Here is a 17,572-nt window from a genome sequence, read left to right as displayed (position 1 = left end):
GCGGAATACTCAGGAGGAATCTAGGGCATCGGGCACGCGCTCGCGCGGCGCGTTTCGAAGGACAGCATTACGCCGACCTTGCACGCCTGACATCCTTCCCTCGCCGGGCAATAGCCGATCATGGGCTCACAGCCATCGATTGCCATCTTCCTATCGTACTCAAACTCTGCGAGGCAGTCCTTCCGTTCCTGCGACGGCTCGGCGGGAGGAGTCACGGGCTGGGTCGGAGAGGTGGGAGTAGGCGGCCGGGGCTCAGCCTGCTCAAGAGCCGCCCGGCTCTGACGCCTGAACTCCAGGGATTCGTCGGTGTGGCCGCCAGCATATGCCGGGCGGGTGAGGCCCACGGCGCCCAGAAGAAGCGTGGTCGCGATGAGTGCCATGCTGTAGCGGCGCCCATTGAATGACCTCGTGCTGTGGAGAGTAGGTGGTGTATCGATGCAGGTGACGGACATCCAAGCCATTACTGTCTCCTTATTTGTGAATAGCTTCTGGATGGTGTTTCACCGTCCGTTTTGTGACAGGCCCAAGGAGGACGACGCACAAGAAGGAGAGGGGCGCTGTTAAAGGGGACGAGCTAAACGACCGGCCGTCATTAACCCCAGCGCTCTCTTCGGAGCCATGCGCCGCGGACTTGAGGACGGGTGAGTCCCGCATTCGGCCCCATGTCCTCCCGTCCATGGGGACATGACGCGGCACGGCGAACTGATACCCACCTCCACCTGCGCCGGGGGCCGCACGCCCTGGGGCACCTGGCGGTCCTGTGAGAAGTACTCTGGCGGCCACGCGATGCGCCGTTGCCACGCCCACACCGTTGCAGCCCTGGCGGACCATTGCGCCACGAGCGAAGCCTCATACGGGCATGCGAGGGCCACACTACGCTTCAGTCCTCCCACGGGTGCAAGGAGCCTCCCATGCGCATTGAACTCTTCTCTCTCCGGAACCTCACCGCGGTTTGCCTGCTAGGCCTGACGGCGTGCTCATCCTCCGAGGACGACACAGGCTTCACCAATGATCCAAACGGCGAAGTGCGCGCGCTGGGCGACTTCAAGCAGGGCATCGCCACCTGGTACGAGGCGACGGGCGCGGGGCACTGCGGCTACGACGCGAGCCCCGAGGACATGGACGTGGCCGCGATGAACGCGCCGCAGTTCGCCAACAGCGCGGTATGCGGCTCCTGCGCGGAAGTGGAAGGCCCCAACGGCACCGTGCGCGTGCGCATCGTCGACAGCTGCCCGGAGTGCGCCGCGGGGCACCTGGACTTGAGCGAGCAGGCCTTCGCGAAGATCGCTCCGCTGAAGGACGGCCGGGTGAAGACGCGCTGGCGCCCGGTCACCTGCGCGGTGAAGGGCTCGATGCGCTACCACATCAAGGAAGGCAGCTCCAAGGATTGGACGGCCATCCAGGTGCGCAACCACCGGTATCCCATCTCGAAGCTGGAGCTGCAGGGGCCCACGGGTGACTGGATGGAGATGAAGCGCGAGAACTACAACTACTTCACCGCGGCCCCGCGCGTGGACCTTCGTCCCCTGCGGCTGCGCGTGACGGCCTCGGACGGCCAGAAGCTCGAGGACAGCGTGCCTCGCATCGAGGCGAAGTCGCTCTTCGAAGGCGCGGCACAGTTCTCCTTGAAGCCGTGAGCCCCAGGGTCAGCCCGGCGAAGCGGAGTCCTCGCCGGGCGAAGGGGCCGCCGGTGGCGGCAAGTGCTCGATGCGGCACTCCTTCACGCCGTGGCCCTCCACGGCCGTGACTTCGATGCGGAGCGCGCCATGGCCGACCACGTCCCCCACCCGCGGCGGCCGGCCTAGCTTCGCGAGCACGAGCCCGCTCACGGTCTGCACCTCCTCGTGCGTGAGCTCGAGCCCCATCTGCCGGCCCACCTCATCGAGCCGGCGGATGCCCGCGGCGATGAGGCAGCCCTCCCCATCGGCTCGCAGGACGGGCGCCGTCGGCGTGCCCTCATCGATGTCGCCCACCACCTCTTCGAACAGATCCTCGATGGTGAGCAGGCCCGCCGTCCCTCCTAACTCATCCATCACCACCACCATCTGCGTCTTCTCGCGGCGCATCACTGCCAGCACGCTGTCGAGCGTGGCCGTGCGCGGCACGAAGGGCACCGGCCGCACGTCCCCTTGTGTCAGCGGCTCCCCCGATGCCAGCACGCGCAACAGGTCCTTGATGTGGACCATCCCCACGATGTGGTCCAGGTTCCGCACATAGACCGGGTAGCGCGTGTGGTTCGACTGCCGCAGCACGCCCAGCACCTGCTCGGATGTGGCGCCCAGCGGAATTCCCAGCAGGCGCACGCGCGGCATGGCGGCTTCGCCCGCGGTCCGTCTCCCGAAGGCCAGCAGCTCCTTGAGCACCAGGCCTGCCTCCTGCTTCAGGTGCCCCGCCTGCTGACTCTCCTCGACGACGAAGCGCAGCTCCTCCGAGGAGTGGCCCGTGGAGCCTGAGGTGCGGCGCACGCCCATGAGGCGCAGCACACCGTTGCCCATGGCGTTCAGCACGAAGACCACGGGGAACAACGCCCCACTCACCCACCGGATGGGCGTGCTGATCCACAGCGCCGCGTGCTCCGCCTTGTCCAGCGCGAGCGCCTTGGGGATCATCTCGCCCAGCACGATGTGCAGGTACGTCAACAGCGAGACGGAGAGGATGCTCGCCAGCGTGTGGGCGGCGGCCCACCGCGCGCCCCCGAGCGACTCGAGGAGGGAGCCGATCCACGCGGCCAGCACGTGCTCGCCGTACATGCCGAGCCCGAGGCTCGCGAACGTGATGCCCACCTGCGCGGTGGCGATGTAGCGGTCCTGCTGCTGAGGGTTCTTCAGCAGCTCGAGCACGCGCTGGGCGCGCCGGCTGCCTTTCGCGGCGCGGAAGCCGATGGCGGTGCGGGGCGCCCCCAGCAAGGCGAACTCGGCGGCGACGAAGAACGCATTGACGAGGATGAGCAGCGCGATGATGAGCGGCGCGGCAAACTCATGCATGGGAAGGCTCCATCGCGGGCTTGAGCTCATCGCCCATCCGGCCCAGCAGCTCCTCCAGAACGTCCTCGAGACTCACCAGCCCCTCCACCCTTCCTCCACGGCCCACCACCAGGGCCTGGGTGGCCCGCTTCTCGCGCAGCAACGTGAGCAACTGGTCCGCCCTCACCCCCCGGCGGACCACCGGCAGGGGGCGGAGCACTTCCCTCAGCGGTGGCAGGGAGCCATGGCGGGCAAAGTGGTTCACCAGATCCTTGGTGTGGACGAGGCCCAGCACCTTGTCGAGCGAGCCCTCGTAGACAGGCAGACGCGTGTAAGGGCTCGTGGTGGCCAAGCGCATCACCTCCTCTGGCGAGGTGCGGACATCGAACCCAGCGATGCGCTTGCGCGGCACCATGAGGTCCGCCGCGGAGCGCTCTCCCAGCCGGAGGGCCCGGTGCAGGCGGCGCTGCTCCTCGGAAGCCAGCACGCCGGCCTGATGGCTCTCCTCGATGAGCAAGTCCAGCTCCTCGGGCGAGTGAACGTGGCGATGGCCACCGGGCTTCACCTTGAAGGGGCGCAGCAGCAGAAGCGCACTGCCGTTGAGCACCTTGAGAAAGGCCGCGTACAGCTTGAGCGACAGGCGCATGGGCGGGTACGTCAGCAACCCCGCCTGAAGGGTGAACTGCAGCGCGATCGCCTTGGGAACGAGCTCTCCCAGGAGCACTTGCAGCACGGTGAGCAGCACCAGCACGGAGACCGCCGCCGCCGAGTGTGCCGCCGTGGGTTGCAGACCGCCCAGACGCTCGAACAGCGGAACGAGCTGGAGCGCGACGGTGGCCTGGCCGTAGGCGCCCACGATGAGGCTCGAGAGCGTGATGCCAATCTGGCTGGCGGCCACGTAGCGGTCGAGCTGGGCGCCATCCTGGAGCACCTTGAGGAGCCCCGCGGCGCGGCGGTTGCCCCGCTGGGCAAGCGGCTGAAGCTGCGTCGCCCGGAGGCTTACCGCGGCGAACTCCGCGATGACGTAGAGCGCATTGACGGCGATGAGCAACAGAATGACGAGCCAAGCCATCGGTCCTGGTTCCTCACGCGTACCGGGTGGAGAGCGTTCAGCAACTGCCTCCTTCCACCCTGAGCATCGCTGCCCGGGCCCGACATGGATTGCCCCCCTGTACGTCAGATCAGTCCGCCGCTGGAGCGGCTGGCCTGCCATGAGGCCCATCCAGGCGCCAAGGGCATGTCTGCCTGCCTACCCTCCCAGAAAGGGTGCAGGCCAAGGCAGCATGTTGCTGGAACTCTCCAAGCGGACCCACCTTGCCCCATCAACTCCTTTTGCAAGGTGGGAACCATGGCTGGAATTCGTGGACGGAAGACGGCGGCTCTGGCGGCGGTGGTGTCGGGCCTGCTGCTGGGTTCCGGAGCCTATGCGGGTGACGCGATCAAGGAGGCCCGCGAGATCGGCAAGACGGCCGCCGAGGGCAAGCTCTACGTCGACAAGCTGGCCGTCTTCAACGCCAAGCAGATCGCCATGGGCGAGCTGGCGCTCCAGCAGTCCGAGGATCCCATGGTGCTGAAGTTCGCGCGCCAGCTCGTGCAGAACCACCGCCAAAGCCAGTCGGAGCTGAAGACCTGGGCCGACACCAAGGCCTATGAGCTCTCGTCAATCGACATGTCGGGCACGGGCGGCTCCGGCATCCAGATCGGCTATGACGAGGAGATGAAGGGCAAGGACGGCCGCAAGTACGAGGCCATCCGCGATGCGCAGAAGGACGTGAACGACCTGCGCAAGAAGGAAGGCAAGGACTTCGACAAGGAGTTCCTCTCGAAGGTCATCAGTGACCAGGAGAAGGGCAAGGAACTGCTCGGCGAGGGCAAGGACAAGTACGAGAAGGACGCCGTCTTCAGCAGCCTGCTCAACAAGAACAACGTCACCCTGGAGGGGCACATCGCCAGCGGCAAGCGCATCAAGGACATCATCGACTGACGCGGGCGCCAGAAGAGGTGTTTCTCCGCAGCGGTGCCTGGGGTATATCGGGCACCCTGCAAAAGGAGAATACCTTGTCTAACTGGAAGACCCTGCTGTGCCTCATTCCGGCCCTCCCCCTCCTCGGCGCCTGTGGCGGCACCGAGGCGGCCTCGCTCGCCGGAGAGCCCGTGGACACGCTCACGCCCGCCGTGGAGGCCGCGGCCACCTGGTGGCGGCCTACCCCCGGGACGCGCTGGCAGATCCAGCTCGATGGCACCCTGAACACCAGCTTCAACGTCGCTGTGTACGACGTGGACCTGTTCGACACGCCAGCCTCGACCCTGAGCGCGCTCAAGGCGCAGGGCCGCAAGGTCATCTGCTACTTCAGCGCGGGCTCCTATGAGAACTGGCGTTCGGACGCTGGCAGCTTCCCCGCGGCGGCCCTGGGCAACGCGCTGGATGGCTGGCCCGGAGAGCGCTGGCTGGACATCCGCAACACCAAGGTGCGCGACATCATGCGCACCCGCATCGAGCTGGCCCGCCAGAAGGGCTGTGACGCGGTGGACCCCGACAACGTGGATGGCTACGCGAACGCCACGGGCTTCAAGCTCACCTCCGCCGACCAGCTCTCCTTCAACCGCTTCCTCGCCGCCGAGGCCCATGCGCGTGGGCTGGCCGTGGGCCTGAAGAACGACGTGGGGCAGGTGGCCCAGCTCGTGAACGACTTCGACTTCCAGGTCAACGAGGAGTGCTTCCAGTACGACGAGTGCGAGGAGCTGCTGCCCTTCCTCAACGCGGGCAAGCCCGTGTTCAACATCGAGTACGGCGGCAATTCCCTGGCCCAGCAGATCTGCCCGCAGGCCAACGCGCTCAACTTTGACACGTTGGTGAAGAACCTGGACCTGGACGCGCCCCGCATCTCCTGCCGCTGAGCCGCGAATTGTTCATGTGAGAACCCCCCACTCTGCTTTTCCAGTGAATCCGCCTATTGCTGGACTCCTGACGAAAAGCGAGACTGCCGGCCGAAAGGGGTTCTCACATGAAACAGTTCCTGATTCTGACCGCCCTCCTGGTGGCGGGCGCCCACACACAGCCCGCCCACGCGCAGATGCAGGCGCAGGCCAAGAGCACCAAGCGGGGCATCGCTTACGGCTATCACTCCGCCGCGGACATGACGGCCCTCTCGGCGGGCATCAGCTGGTGGTACAACTGGGCCCCGCAGCCGGAGTCCACGGCCGCCGGCGTGGCCCCCACGGTGGGGGTGACCTTCTCGCCCATGGTGTGGGGCGGAACGCCCAACGCGGACACGCTGTCCGCGCAGATTCCCGCGGGCGCTCAGTACCTGCTGGGCTTCAACGAGCCCAACTTCAAGAGCCAGGCGAACAAGACGCCCAAGCAGGCCGCGGCCCTGTGGCCCGTGCTGGAAGAGGTGGCCCGGCGCAAGAACCTGAAGCTCGTGGCCCCCGCGGTGAACTACTGCGGCGACTGCGTGTCCGAGGACGGGGTGACCTTCACGGACCCCGTCGTCTACCTGGACGCGTTCTTCAAGGCCTGCACCAACTGCAAGGTCGATTACATCGCCGTCCACTGGTACGCCTGCGACGTCAGTGCGCTCAGCTGGTACATCGGCCTGTTCAAGAAGTACAACAAGCCCATCTGGCTGACCGAGTTCGCCTGCGGTGACCGGCCCCACAACGAAATCACGCTGGCGGTCCAGAAGAAGTACATGACGGACGCGGTGAACTACCTGGAGAACGAGCCCGCGGTCTTCCGCTACTCCTGGTTCTCGGGCCGCAACGCGGAGATTCCCAACATCAACCTCCTGGGCAACTCGGGGCAGCTCACGGAGCTCGGCCAGCTGTACGTGAGCCTGCCCACGGCCACGCCCCCCACCACGGACCCCAACAAGCACGTGCCCGTGGCCGCCATGGCCTCCTCCAGCGAGGGCGCCGGCACGGTGGCGGGCAACGCCATCGACGGGAGCCTGAGCACGCGCTGGAGCAGCGCCTTCTCGGACCCCCAGTACCTGATGGTGGACTACGGCGCGACGAAGACCTTCAAGCGCGTGAAGATCCAGTGGGAGTCGGCCTACGGCAAGGAGTACCAGGTCCAGACGTCCGCCAATGGCACCACCTGGACGACGATCTACTCGACGTCCACGGGGGACGGCGGCGTGGATGATCTCACCGGGCTCAATGGCAGCGGCCGGTACCTGCGCATCCATGGAACGAAGCGCAACACCCAGTACGGCTACTCCATCTTCGAGGTGGAGGCCTACGGCGGGTAACTGATGACGATCGAGGCCAGCGCGCCGAGGATGTTCTCCGTGCCGTGCTTGCCAATCAGAGCGCCCGCGCCCAGCTCCACCGCTGGGCCGGGCTTGACCTTCACACCGCCCGAGAGTTCCAGGGTCCGCTCCGCCTCCAGCTCGGCGTGAACCTCCCCCACCGGGCAGATCCACCCGGAGCCCAGCACCACGCCCAGGCCCAGCTCCGCGCGCGGCTTGAGCGGCTGATGCCGGGCGTGGGCCACACCGGGCGCGAGGTCCGCGCTCAGCCCCAGCCAGCCCACCTGCTGGAAGGCCAGGAACCGCGCGGCCAGGGTCCACTGGTTGTCGCTGAACGCGGCCCGGGAGAACACGGCCTGGAGGCCCGAGGAGAGCGCGAACCCCCGCGCGGCCGAGTCAACGAACCCGTAAGTGGCCCCCACCTCCATGGAGGAGAACCCCCGCTGGAGTTCCCCCGCGTCACGTGCCCGCTCCCAGTGAAGCGCACCGGAGAGCTGGAGTTGATGTCCCAGCCCCAGCTCGGCTTCGAGAGGCACCTCCAGCTGCATCCCCTCGGGCGTGTTCCGTGCCTGGAAGGCGGCCTGGACCTGCACCTCGCCCGCCTCCTGGACCTGGGCCACATCGTGGAGGAAGAACGCCTGCACCGGCCAGTCCAGCGGCTCCGGCTCCTGCGCCTCGGCACTGGCGCTCACCGCGAGCGCCAGCACCCCACCCAGCCACGCATTGCTGCCCGAGGGTGACTTCAGATGGCCGCCCTTCGCCGCCTCAACCGGCGAATCTTCTCGACCGTGGCGTCCGGAAGGATGCGCTTGAAGGTGTTGCGCACCGTGCGCGCCAGCTCCTCGTGCCGGGTGAACCAGCTCCCCGCCCCCTCGTGGGCGTGGATGCGCGCCGCCACGGTGCGCCGCTGCTTGGACGTCCAGTCGGACTTGTAGGTCTCCGTGCCGCGTAGGAAGTCATACTCGGTGAGGCCGGACTCGAAGGCGTCCTTGAAGGTCTCGCCCACAAGCACCAGGCCCACGCTCCGGTTGCGCCACTCCGGGTCATATCCGGACTGGAAGTAGATGAACGTGTCCCGGTGCACGATGCCGTAGACGGACGCCACGGCCTGGCCTCCCACCTTCATGGTGTAGAGGCGCAGCTGGCCCTGCTCGGCGAGCAGCTGCGTGGCATCCCGGTGAAAGGCCTCCACGCCCTTGCCCTTGATGCCCTGCGAGCCCCCGTCCCCGGCCCAGCGCGCCGCGTGCAGGCGGAAGAAGTCCGTCATGGGCCCCGCCAGCGCGCCGGGCAGCTCCGTGCGCTCGATGCAATAGCCCTCCTGCTTCTCCAGCCACTTGCGGCGCCGCAGGTAGTTATCCCGGCGGCCCGTGCGCTTGAGGAACGTGTCGAAGCTCTCCCCCTTCTCGAACTTCTCGTAGGGGCACAGGTAGCGCTCCGTCACGCGGACGTCCATCTCCGGGAACGCCTCCCGGAGCACCTTCACCGTGAGCGAGTCCTCGTGCAGGTCGGTCAGGTCCAGCACGTCCCAGGTGCCATGCAGCTGCCGGAGCGTCTGGGCGAAGGCGCGCGTCACCTCTTCCTCCGCGCCCCGCCGCGCCACCACGTCCAGGTAGTCGCTGCCCACGTGGGTCTCCCCCAGGAAGGCCACGCGCCCCACCAACCGGCCCATCACCCGGCGGACCTCGAAGCCCAGCGGCATGAGGCCCACCAGCGTCCCGCGCCGGTCCCTCGCCGTGAGCACCATCGGCCGGCGGTCCGGCGCGATGCGGCGGCACCACGGGTAGAGCCACTCCCAGGAGTTGAAGATTCCCGCGTTGCTCGCGGCGAGCAGCGCGTTCCACTCGGTGCGCATGCCCGCGAGCACGGCGGGATCCAACACGGCATCCACCTGGAGCCACTGCGAAGGCCGTGGCTCAGGCGTCACTTCGGATTCACGAATCACGGTGTCACCCTTGGGGCTTCAGCGAATCAGCCCGTCTGCTTGCGATTGCCACGGTCCCGCATCAGCACTTCGCGCACCGCGCTGGCCACCTGCGCCATCACCTCGGGCGAGAGATCCTGGTGGCACGGAATCTCCACGATGGAGCGGCGCAGCTGGGCCACCTCCGGGAACTCCGCCGCGTCACACGCCGGGTGGAACCGCTTCCAGAAGTCGATGACGTCGATGCCGCGCGCGCGCAGCCGCTCCAGCACCTCCTCCTTGTTCTCCACCACCAGCGGGTAGAAGAGCGGGCTGACGCCCGCGGGGAGCTGGTTGAACAGCGGCGGCGAGATGTCCCGCAGCCGCCCCAGCAGGAAGAAGTAGTTGCGCCGCCGCGTCTCGACGATGTGCTCCAGGTCCTGTGACAGGGCGATGCGCTGGGTGAGCGGGCTCATGCCCAGGTCCACGTGCTCACGGTTGAAGTGCTGCGTGCCCGTGGCCACGCGCTCGATGCTGGCGGCCTTCACCGTGCCGCGCCCCAGGCCCCGGATGAGGCTGCGCAGGCCACGGCCCACCCCGCCCCCGCGCAGCTCCAGGTTCTGGAGCAGCGCCGACACGGTGTGGCTGAAGGTAGACAGCAAGGGCGGCGAGGGCGGCTGCGGCAGGCTGTACTGCCGGGGGCCGTTGATGGTCAGCGCGCCCCCGTTGGGCACCGGCAGCGTCTTGTAGAGGCAGAAGATGCCGACATCGCCCGTGGTGCCCAGCGGCACCGGCCCGTCCGAGGACAGCAGGGACAGGGCGCAGTCTTCGATGAGCGGAATTCCATGCTGGTCCGCCAGCTTGCGCATCTCCGCGGCCGGCCCCGGGAAGCCCGCGTAGTGGATGAGGTACAGGGCCTTGGTCTTCGGGGTGATCTTCCGCGCCACGTCCTCCAGGTCCACGTCCCACCGCGAACCCACACGGTAGAAGCGGGGCGTGGCGCCCGCGTCCACGAGCGCTTCGATCTCCACGCCGTGGTGGTAGGCCGGCACGAGCACCTCGCCCTTGTCGAGCCCCAGCATCTTCACCGTGAGCCACACGGCGTTCCGGGCGAAGTAGAAGTAGCGCACGTTGGGCGCGCAGAAGGGCTGGAAGGCGCTCGAGTCCTTCTGCGCCAGGAGCATGCCCGGCCAGAGCGTGGGCAGGGACGGGACGAACAGCTTCTGGGACATCTTCACTTCTTCCATCGCGCCACCACCTCTTTTGCTGCGGGTACCCAACGGAACTTCGCCGCGCACAGCGCGCGGCCAAACGCGGAATCGTTGAAGAGGAACAGCCAGGTGTGGCGCCGGACCTTGTCCGTCCAGTCGCGCTTCCACACCATGTCCGGCCCCAGGAAGTCGAACTCGCGCAGCCCCCGCGAGATGCAGTCGGCGAGCACCTCGTCCATCAGGAGCTGGCCCGGGCTGCACTCCTTCAGGTTCTCGTCGTACCCGGGCTTGAGCAGGAAGTAGCGCCCGTCATGCACCAGGCCGTACTGGAAGGCCACGGCCCGCCCGTCCAGGCGCAGGTAGTAGAGCGACAGCTTGCCCGCGTACGCCGCATCGCGCGCCAGCTCCGTGTAGAAGCCCCGCGTGGCCGCGTCCTGCGCCATCGCCGTGCCGCGCTGCCCCTTCCAGCCGCTCTGCTCGAGCGCGAAGCCCTCCTCCAGCTTGCCGTCCAGCGCCAGGCCGCCGTCGATCCGCTCGAACGCGACGCGCCCCCTCTCCTCCAGCTTCTTGCGCCGCCGGCGGCAGTTCGCCTTGAACTTGGACTGGAGCGTGGCCTGGTACGCCTCCCAGGTGGCGGGCAGCGGCACATAGGGCGACTGGAGCGACTCCCACGCCCCCGTGGCCAGCCCCGCCGCCTTCGCGGCCTCGTCCAGGTGCCAGCCCGAGCCGCCTTCCGGCACGTCCGTCAGCCGCAGCACATCCCAGCTCCGGTCCGCCCGCAGGTGCGCGAGGAACGCCGCCGCGGCCGCCCCGGGCTCCCGCGCCACCAGGTCGAACCGGCACGAGTGGGGGTTGGCCGTGGCCGAGAGCTGCCGGACGGGGATGCCATACATCGGCACCCGCTCGGCCATCAGCGGCAGCACCGCCGTCAGGCGCCCCTCCCCATCCCGCAGGGTCAACACGCGCAGCTGCGCGCCCGGGGCGAAGTTGTCGATCCAGATGCGGATGAACTCGTGCCGGTAGAACACCTCGTTGCCCGTGGCCTCCACGAGCGCGTTCCACTCGGGCGCGAGGGCCATGAACCCCGTCCGGTCCGTGACTTCCTGGACACTCGGAGCGGGGGCAAGCTGTCTGGCTTCCATTGAACAGACTCCCAGCGGCAAGGCCCCGGCCGGGGCCTCGCGCGCGTGCAAGGTGGGAATGAAGGGGACCGGCTACAAGCCGCTGCGGGCCATCTTCAGCAGGCAGCGCGCCACCTTCCGGCTGTCGTGTCGGATCTTGGACCCCTCCTTGAGGAGGTCCGCCTCCACGGGAACGACGCCCGCGGAGATGAGATCCCTGCGGTCGGAGGGGACGTAGTAGGAGCCCTTGCGCGCATAGCGCTCGATGGAGTCCTCGGGCGGCGGGGTGCCGTTGAGCAGCACCGCGTCCAGCACCGGGCCCGCGTGGTCGATGACGGCGCGGACATGGTCCAGGCAGCTCATGCCGTCCGTCTCCCCCGGCTGCGTCATGATGTTGGCCACCATGACCTTGAGGGCCCGCGTCTCGCGCAGCGCCTGGGCCACCCCATCCACCAGCAGGTTGGGGATGACGCTCGAGTACAGCGAGCCCGGGCCGATGACGATCATGTCCGCGCGGTAGATGGACTCCAGCAGCCCCTCGGCGGGCGGCGGCGAGCGGGGGCTGAGCGACACGCGGCTCACCCGGCCCTGGGCGCGGACGATGTTGCTCTCGCCCACCACCTCGGTGGAGTCCTGCATCCGGGCCACGAGCTGCACCGGCGACAGCGTGCACGGCAGCACCTGGCCCCGCGCCCCGAGCAGCTCCCCGGACAGGCGCACCGCCTCCAGGAAGTCACCCTTGAGCTCCGCGAGCGCGGCGATGAGCAGGTTGCCCACCGCGTGGCCCGCCAGCCCCTTGGCCCCGCCAAAGCGGTACTGGAACACCTCGGAGAGCGCGGTCTTGCCGCCCGCGAGCGCCACCAGGCAGTTGCGGATGTCGCCCGGTGGGAGGACGCCGTGGGAGCGGCGCAGGCGGCCCGAGCTGCCCCCATCGTCGCTCATGGTGACCACCGCGGTGATGTCCACCCCGGCATCGCCGGCCTTCGGCATCGCGCGCCGCGCCAGGCCCCGGAGCACCACCGGCAGTCCCGTACCGCCCCCCATCGCCACGATGCGCGTGGGGCGCTCCACCCGGGACTGCAACAGCTCGTTGCGGCCCTGCCCCAGGGCGTTCTTCGTGTCCTCTGCCCAACGCTCCTGAAGCGCCGACTCCAGATCCGTGCCTGCGAACATTGCCCGACCCCTTCCCGCCCAAAAACCCTTGAAGATTCGCCGCCGCGGCGGCCCCCGCCGCGGTCCTACCGAGCCCCACGCGCCAGCAGTACGTGCCGGATGGTGTGGAAGATGATGCCGATGTCCAAAAAGAGCGACCCGTTCTTCACGTAGTACAGGTCGAATTCCAACTTATTGCGCGCGTCCTCCACCGAGGCGCCGTACGGGTAGCGGATCTGCGCCCACCCGGTGATGCCCGGCTTGACCGCCTCGCGCAGCCCGTAGAAGGGAATCTGCGTCTTGAGCTGCTCGACGAAGACGGGGCGCTCCGGCCGCGGCCCCACGAAGCTCATGTCTCCGGTCAGCACGTTGATCACCTGCGGAATCTCGTCGATGCGCGTCTTGCGGATGAAGCGGCCCACCCGCGTCACCCGGTCGTCGTTGGTGCGCGCCCACACCGCGCCGTTCTTCTCTGCATCGGTGCGCATGCTGCGGAACTTCCACAAGAAGTAGGACTTCCCACCCAGACCCACCCGCTCCTGGCGGTAGAAGAGAGGGCCCTTGGAGTCGAGCTTGATGGCCAGGGCCACCAGCACCAGGAAGGGCGAGGCCATCGCCAAGAGCAGCGAGGCGACGAAGACATCGAAGCCGCGCTTGAGCACCCGGCCCACCGGCGACATCGTCATCTCATCGGCGAAGGCGAAGTCGGTGGCCCGGAGGAACTGCACGGGGAGCCGGCGCAGCACGCGCTCGCAGAAGCCGCCCGCGTCGTACACGAGCATGCCCGCCAGCCGGCACCGCAAGAGCGGCTCCACCCAGTTGGCGCCGCGCATGTCGTCAACGGCCTGCACCACGTACTCGACCTTGAGGCGCGCGGCCAGCTCGTCCAGGGGGCCCACGCCCTCGCGGCGCGGGTCCACCATGGCCACCACGCGGTAGCTGTCCTCACCGCCCTGCTCGATGGCCTTCATCACCGCGCGGGCCTTGACGCCATCGCCGATGAGCAGCACCGGGCTGGGCTCGCCCACCAGGGCGTACATGGACACGCGCACCAGCAGGGTGCCGGCCAGGGCGCCCATGGCACCGCCCAGGAGCGTCCCGGGCGGGAACTGCACCGGAATCACCAGCGGCAGCGCCATCATGCCCCCGCCCACGGCCGCCGCGGTGAGCCCCGCGGCCTTCAGGAAGCGGTAGCCGCGCTGACGGTCCTCGGCCGCCACGCGCAGGTCATACAAGTCCAGCAGGTACAGCGTGAACTGGAAGGCCAGGACGAAGGCCGCGCTCAGCGCCAGCAGCGTGGGCAGCAGCGCCAGCATCGGGGGCCGCGAGCCTTCGGTGGAGAACATCCACACGCACCCGGCTGCGCCCAGCACACACGCCAGCGCGATCGCCGAGCTCTCGGCGAGAAAGAACGTCAGCTTCCTGGATGAAAAATAGTGGTGGAAAACCCGAAGCACGTGCACCCCTCCAACCGTCCGCACCGCACCGCACCCAATTGCACTGCACCGCACCGCACTGCACCGGGCCCCAGCCCGCCGCTCCCCCCGGAAACGGGCGGGGAGCGGCGGGGGGGCCCTCTACGGCCACTGCTACTTCGACTTCATGTAGTTCTTCAGGTACGGGGTGGTGTTCACCTCCGCCCCGTTGAGCACCGAGCCCAGGATGGGCGCGCCGCCCAGCTGCTCCACCGCCTGGTTCACCGCACGGATGGGCGTGACGTTGGCACGCACCACCATGAGCACCCCGTCCATCTGGTGGCCGAGGATGGCCGCGTCGGCGAAGGGCAGCGTGGGAGGCAAGTCGATGTACACCTCCTCGAAGTTCTCCCGCACCGCATGCAGGAACTGCTTCATCCGTGTGCTGGCCAGCACCTGCGTGGGCTCCTCCGGCGTGCTGCCCGCGGGGATGACCGCCAGGCGCGTGCCGTGGAAGCGCCGGATGACATCGCGCACCTCGCACTCACCGGCCAGCAGCTCCGCCAGGCCCATCTTGCCGCGGATGCCCAGCACCGTGCCCACCTGGCTGCGGCGCAGGTCCGCATCGATGAGGAGGATGCGCCGCTCGGGGTTCGCCCGGGCCGCTGCCAGCGCCAGGTTCACCGCCGTCACCGTCTTGCCCTCGCCCGGCATGGCCGAGGTCAACGCGATGACCCTCATGGGCTTCGCCTCGCGAAGCCGCTCCAGCCGGTAGTACAGGCTGCGGTACTGCTCCGCCGCGGCCGACGCCGGTGCCGTCAGCGACACCACCCGGCGATCCACTGCATTGGGGTTACCCGCCGACTCATCCACTCGAGGAAGGAAGTTACCCGCCCGCTCAATCGTCTGATCCATGACCCTAATTCCTCCGTCCTTTTTTCAGCCTCAGTTCAGCGTCGTCGGGGAAGAAATCCCGCTTCGCGACTGGGACGTGGGCATCAGCACCCGCTTCTCGGTCTTACCTTGCATGTTCGGGACCACCGCCAGCACCGGCAGGGTGAGCCGCTCGCGCAGCTCGTGGCCATCGCGGATGCTGTCGTCACGCATCTCGAGCACCACCCCGGTCAGCACGCCCAGGCCCAGGGCCACCAGCAGCGCGATGAGCATGCCCGTGAAGCGGTCCGGCCGGGCAGGCACCGCGGGCACACCCGCGGGGGAGATGACGTTGAAGAGGCTCTGCGCCGTCTTGGCCTCCAGCCCCTCGGCGATCTCCGCCTCCACCCGGCGGGAGACCACGCTCTGGTACTTCGTGCGGGCAATCTCGTAGTCCCGGTGGAGCACTCCCAGCTCGTGCGCCCAGCGCGGGGTGTTGTCCAGGCGCTTCTGGAAGGCCTCGGCCTGGGTCTGCAGGTCCTTGATCTCTCCCTGGATGGCCTCGATGAGGGTGGCCACGCGGGCCCGCTCCTGACGGTCGGCCACCAGGCGGCCCTCGGCGTCCTTGCGGCGCACCGTCATGGTCTCCAGCTCGTTGTTGAGGCGCTTCACCTCGGGGTGGTCCTCGGTCCACGTAGTCTTGGCATTCACCAGGGCACGGGACAGCCCACTCTCGGCGGCCTCCAGGCGGCCGGCCTCGCTGTCGGCGGCGTTGCGGGCACGGGCCAGATCCGAGCGCCGGGCCTCCGCCGCGCGCAGCTCCTCGGACTTGGTCTGCATGAGCTGGCTCACCCGCTCCAGGCCGCGCATGTTCATCTCGAGCTGCTCGGGCAGCTCACCCATGTGGTCCACCTTGAACTGGGCGATGCGGCGCTCCCAGGTGGACACGCTCTTGGCCAGCGCGTCCATCTCGTCCGAGAAGAGCTGGGTGGCGCGCGAGGCCTGGGCCTGGCGCAGCTTCAGCGTCTCCTCGGCGAACAGGGCCGGCAGGCGGTTGGCCACCTGCGCGGCCACCTGCGGATCCCGGCTCGTGAAGGTGATTTCGAAGGCGTTCTCGCCCTCCACGCGCACCGTCAGGTCCTTGCGCATCTGCACCACCGCGCTCTCGATACCCTTCTCGGAGACGATCTCCGGATAGAGGTTCATCTCCTCGATGGCCTTCTGCAGCACCGGCCGCGCCATCAGCTCCTGGCGGACCGTGAGCAGCCGCTGCTCGATGAGCTCGCTCACCGTGCGCTGCACCATCTCCTCACCGGGCCGCTGAGGCTCCACGCGAACCACCGAGGACGCCTCGTACATGCTCGGCCGGGTCATCACCACGGCCGTACCCACCGCGAACACCGCAGCCGTGATGGCTCCCACCAGTGCCTTCCGACGCCAGAGGGCTGCCAGCACCTGGTCCCCCGTCATCCCACGCTCCATGATCCTCTCCTCCTCACTCAGGTGCACTACCAAGCCGTGATCAACAACCGGACCGCCGCAACGTTGCGCGTCAGGTCCACACCATCCGCCGCTTCGCCATTGCCCACCTGGGCAATGCGGTCCACGGCCGCCTGCAGCGTCAGGTACCGGCTGAGCCGGTAGTCGACGCCGCCTCCCACTGCATAGCCCTGCGAAACCTCCGTGGAACTGCCCAGACTCCACACGCCGTGCCCCGGCGCGCGGCCGTTGCGGAAGTAGCTTCCCGCGCCGTACACGGACAGCCGCTCCGTGAACCGGCGGGCCATCACGAGCGAGGCGTAATCCGCCCACAGCGTGTTGGTGAAACCGCTGGCGCCCACCAGGTCGTGTCCCGCCAGCAGGCCCAGGTCAAACAGCTCCCCTTCGCGCGCCAGCTCCACCGACACGCGGGGCAGGACCCCATTCGTCCCATCCTCACCGCGGAAGAGCACGGGCCCGCCGCGAACCGTCAGCGCCGTGAGCCGGGTGAGCCGGTAGCGCAGGCCGCCAAACGCACCGTGCGCATCCGAGAAGTCATTGCCATACAAGAAACCCTGGTAGCGGTACTCGAGCCCCAGCGACAGCCGCCGGGTGCTGCGGTACCACATCTCGATGGACGGCATGTGCACGTACCCCGGCTCGCGGCCGGGCTCGTCCACACTGGCGCCCTCGAAGGTGTAGCCGGCGCGGACGTCCAGCCGCCGCGTCAGCCGCCCCGTGGTGGCCACCTTCGCCTGCCCATAGAGGATGGGCGCCCGCGAGCGGGGCATGCCCTGCCGGGGCAGGGACGTGGGGTCCGTCACGCGGAAGAACCGGCCGCTGAGCTCCAGGCGCATGCGCCGGGTGAGCGTCTGGCGCAGGTCCACCCCGGCCCGGTGATCCACCGTGGTGTTGCCCGAGCCGTAGCGCATCAGCAAGTCCGCCGCGTAGAAGGCATCCCCCGTGGACAGGGGATCCTTCATCTCCAGCCCCAGGCGCGGGGACAGCTTGCTCATCAGCTGTCCGCCGGTTCCCGTGGCCGCCCCGGGGTCTCCCGCCCGGAAGTCATCGTCATAGCGGCCCTCGGCCGTCAGCCGCAGCGAGGAGTCGAAGACCCGCGCCGCGAATGCGGAGGGCCCGGCGAGCAGCATGCACGCCACCAAGAGCTTTCGCATCGCACCCATCACCTTGATTCTCCTCGCCCG

Annotated in this window: 15 protein-coding genes; 4 read left to right on the top strand and 11 right to left on the bottom strand. The window is 68.4% G+C overall.

All coding sequences use genetic code 11. The features are described from left to right. The first annotated feature begins 911 nt into the window (after nucleotides 1-911). Entirely contained in the window at nucleotides 912-1,637 is a 726-nt protein-coding gene (locus tag KY661_RS18485; RefSeq protein WP_225411456.1) for an expansin EXLX1 family cellulose-binding protein, read from the top strand. Nucleotides 1,638-1,646: 9 nt separating this feature from the next. Here the strand turns inward: KY661_RS18485 and KY661_RS18480 are convergent, their stop codons facing one another. Next, the gene (locus KY661_RS18480; RefSeq protein ID WP_225411455.1) at nucleotides 1,647-2,984 is read right to left on the bottom strand and encodes a hemolysin family protein; all 1,338 of its coding nucleotides are present in this window, start codon (nucleotides 2,982-2,984) and stop codon (nucleotides 1,647-1,649) included. Beyond that, nucleotides 2,977-4,035 carry a hemolysin family protein gene (locus tag KY661_RS18475; protein ID WP_225411454.1) on the bottom strand — a complete coding sequence of 353 codons (1,059 nt, stop codon included), beginning with the start codon at nucleotides 4,033-4,035 and terminating at the stop codon, nucleotides 2,977-2,979. The genes KY661_RS18480 and KY661_RS18475 overlap by 8 nt, the downstream gene beginning before the upstream one ends. A gap of 276 nt (nucleotides 4,036-4,311) precedes the next feature. On the opposite strand from KY661_RS18475, the gene KY661_RS18470 reads away from it, so the two are divergent. The 3 genes from KY661_RS18470 to KY661_RS18460 all read left to right on the top strand — a co-directional run bounded on the left by KY661_RS18470 (nucleotide 4,312) and on the right by KY661_RS18460 (nucleotide 7,216). After that, the gene (locus tag KY661_RS18470) at nucleotides 4,312-4,947 is read left to right on the top strand and encodes a DUF4142 domain-containing protein (protein ID WP_225411453.1); all 636 of its coding nucleotides are present in this window, start codon (nucleotides 4,312-4,314) and stop codon (nucleotides 4,945-4,947) included. A 74-nt stretch (nucleotides 4,948-5,021) separates the two neighbouring features. Further along, the gene (locus KY661_RS18465; RefSeq protein WP_225411452.1) at nucleotides 5,022-5,861 is read left to right on the top strand and encodes an endo alpha-1,4 polygalactosaminidase; all 840 of its coding nucleotides are present in this window, start codon (nucleotides 5,022-5,024) and stop codon (nucleotides 5,859-5,861) included. 107 nt (nucleotides 5,862-5,968) lie between these two features. After that, nucleotides 5,969-7,216 carry a glycosyl hydrolase gene (locus KY661_RS18460; protein ID WP_225411451.1) on the top strand — a complete coding sequence of 416 codons (1,248 nt, stop codon included), beginning with the start codon at nucleotides 5,969-5,971 and terminating at the stop codon, nucleotides 7,214-7,216. Here KY661_RS18460 and KY661_RS18455 read toward each other — a convergent pair. The 9 genes from KY661_RS18455 to KY661_RS18415 all read right to left on the bottom strand — a co-directional run bounded on the left by KY661_RS18455 (nucleotide 7,204) and on the right by KY661_RS18415 (nucleotide 17,551). After that, nucleotides 7,204-7,923: a hypothetical protein gene (locus KY661_RS18455; protein ID WP_225411450.1), complete on the bottom strand. Its 720-nt coding sequence runs from the start codon at nucleotides 7,921-7,923 to the stop codon at nucleotides 7,204-7,206. The genes KY661_RS18460 and KY661_RS18455 overlap by 13 nt on opposite strands. Before the next feature lie 35 nt (nucleotides 7,924-7,958). Then, nucleotides 7,959-9,158, bottom strand: coding sequence for a GNAT family N-acetyltransferase (locus KY661_RS18450; protein ID WP_225411449.1), 1,200 nt, complete (start codon nucleotides 9,156-9,158; stop codon nucleotides 7,959-7,961). Between the two features lie 26 nt (nucleotides 9,159-9,184). Further along, nucleotides 9,185-10,363 carry a DegT/DnrJ/EryC1/StrS family aminotransferase gene (locus KY661_RS18445; RefSeq protein ID WP_225411448.1) on the bottom strand — a complete coding sequence of 393 codons (1,179 nt, stop codon included), beginning with the start codon at nucleotides 10,361-10,363 and terminating at the stop codon, nucleotides 9,185-9,187. Beyond that, on the bottom strand, nucleotides 10,351-11,469 hold the full coding sequence (locus tag KY661_RS18440) for a GNAT family N-acetyltransferase (RefSeq protein WP_225411447.1): 1,119 nt from the start codon (nucleotides 11,467-11,469) through the stop codon (nucleotides 10,351-10,353). Before KY661_RS18440 ends, KY661_RS18445 begins: the two co-directional genes overlap by 13 nt. 72 nt (nucleotides 11,470-11,541) lie before the next feature. Then, nucleotides 11,542-12,621: a gluconeogenesis factor YvcK family protein gene (locus KY661_RS18435; protein WP_225411446.1), complete on the bottom strand. Its 1,080-nt coding sequence runs from the start codon at nucleotides 12,619-12,621 to the stop codon at nucleotides 11,542-11,544. A 65-nt stretch (nucleotides 12,622-12,686) separates the two neighbouring features. Then, complete coding sequence (locus KY661_RS18430; protein WP_225411445.1) at nucleotides 12,687-14,057, bottom strand: sugar transferase; 1,371 nt, start codon at nucleotides 14,055-14,057, stop codon at nucleotides 12,687-12,689. A gap of 132 nt (nucleotides 14,058-14,189) precedes the next feature. After that, a complete protein-coding gene (locus tag KY661_RS18425; RefSeq protein WP_075010014.1) occupies nucleotides 14,190-14,930 on the bottom strand; it encodes a CpsD/CapB family tyrosine-protein kinase in 741 nt (246 codons plus the stop codon). Nucleotides 14,931-14,960: 30 nt separating this feature from the next. Next, nucleotides 14,961-16,370, bottom strand: a complete 1,410-nt coding sequence (locus tag KY661_RS18420; RefSeq protein ID WP_225411444.1) for a GumC family protein — start codon at nucleotides 16,368-16,370, stop codon at nucleotides 14,961-14,963. A 26-nt stretch (nucleotides 16,371-16,396) separates the two neighbouring features. Next, a complete protein-coding gene (locus KY661_RS18415) occupies nucleotides 16,397-17,551 on the bottom strand; it encodes a hypothetical protein (RefSeq protein ID WP_398577204.1) in 1,155 nt (384 codons plus the stop codon). Nucleotides 17,552-17,572: the final 21 nt, after the last annotated feature.

This window comes from Allostigmatella hybrida, assembly GCF_020103775.1.
GTDB classification, from domain to species: Bacteria; Myxococcota; Myxococcia; order Myxococcales; family Myxococcaceae; genus Hyalangium; species Hyalangium aurantiaca.
The sequence above is the reverse complement of the archived record's forward strand: the minus strand, read 5'-3'. Positions and strand labels throughout refer to the sequence as shown.

Coding starts and splice junctions, on each gene's coding strand:
- KY661_RS18485 (WP_225411456.1), top strand. CDS start 912: ATGCGCATTGAACTCTTCTCTCTCCGGAACCTCACCGCGGTTTGCCTG.
- KY661_RS18480 (WP_225411455.1), bottom strand. CDS start 2,984: ATGCATGAGTTTGCCGCGCCGCTCATCATCGCGCTGCTCATCCTCGTC.
- KY661_RS18475 (WP_225411454.1), bottom strand. CDS start 4,035: ATGGCTTGGCTCGTCATTCTGTTGCTCATCGCCGTCAATGCGCTCTAC.
- KY661_RS18470 (WP_225411453.1), top strand. CDS start 4,312: ATGGCTGGAATTCGTGGACGGAAGACGGCGGCTCTGGCGGCGGTGGTG.
- KY661_RS18460 (WP_225411451.1), top strand. CDS start 5,969: ATGAAACAGTTCCTGATTCTGACCGCCCTCCTGGTGGCGGGCGCCCAC.
- KY661_RS18445 (WP_225411448.1), bottom strand. CDS start 10,363: ATGGAAGAAGTGAAGATGTCCCAGAAGCTGTTCGTCCCGTCCCTGCCC.
- KY661_RS18440 (WP_225411447.1), bottom strand. CDS start 11,469: ATGGAAGCCAGACAGCTTGCCCCCGCTCCGAGTGTCCAGGAAGTCACG.
- KY661_RS18435 (WP_225411446.1), bottom strand. CDS start 12,621: ATGTTCGCAGGCACGGATCTGGAGTCGGCGCTTCAGGAGCGTTGGGCA.
- KY661_RS18425 (WP_075010014.1), bottom strand. CDS start 14,930: ATGGATCAGACGATTGAGCGGGCGGGTAACTTCCTTCCTCGAGTGGAT.
- KY661_RS18420 (WP_225411444.1), bottom strand. CDS start 16,370: ATGGAGCGTGGGATGACGGGGGACCAGGTGCTGGCAGCCCTCTGGCGT.
- KY661_RS18415 (WP_398577204.1), bottom strand. CDS start 17,551: ATGGGTGCGATGCGAAAGCTCTTGGTGGCGTGCATGCTGCTCGCCGGG.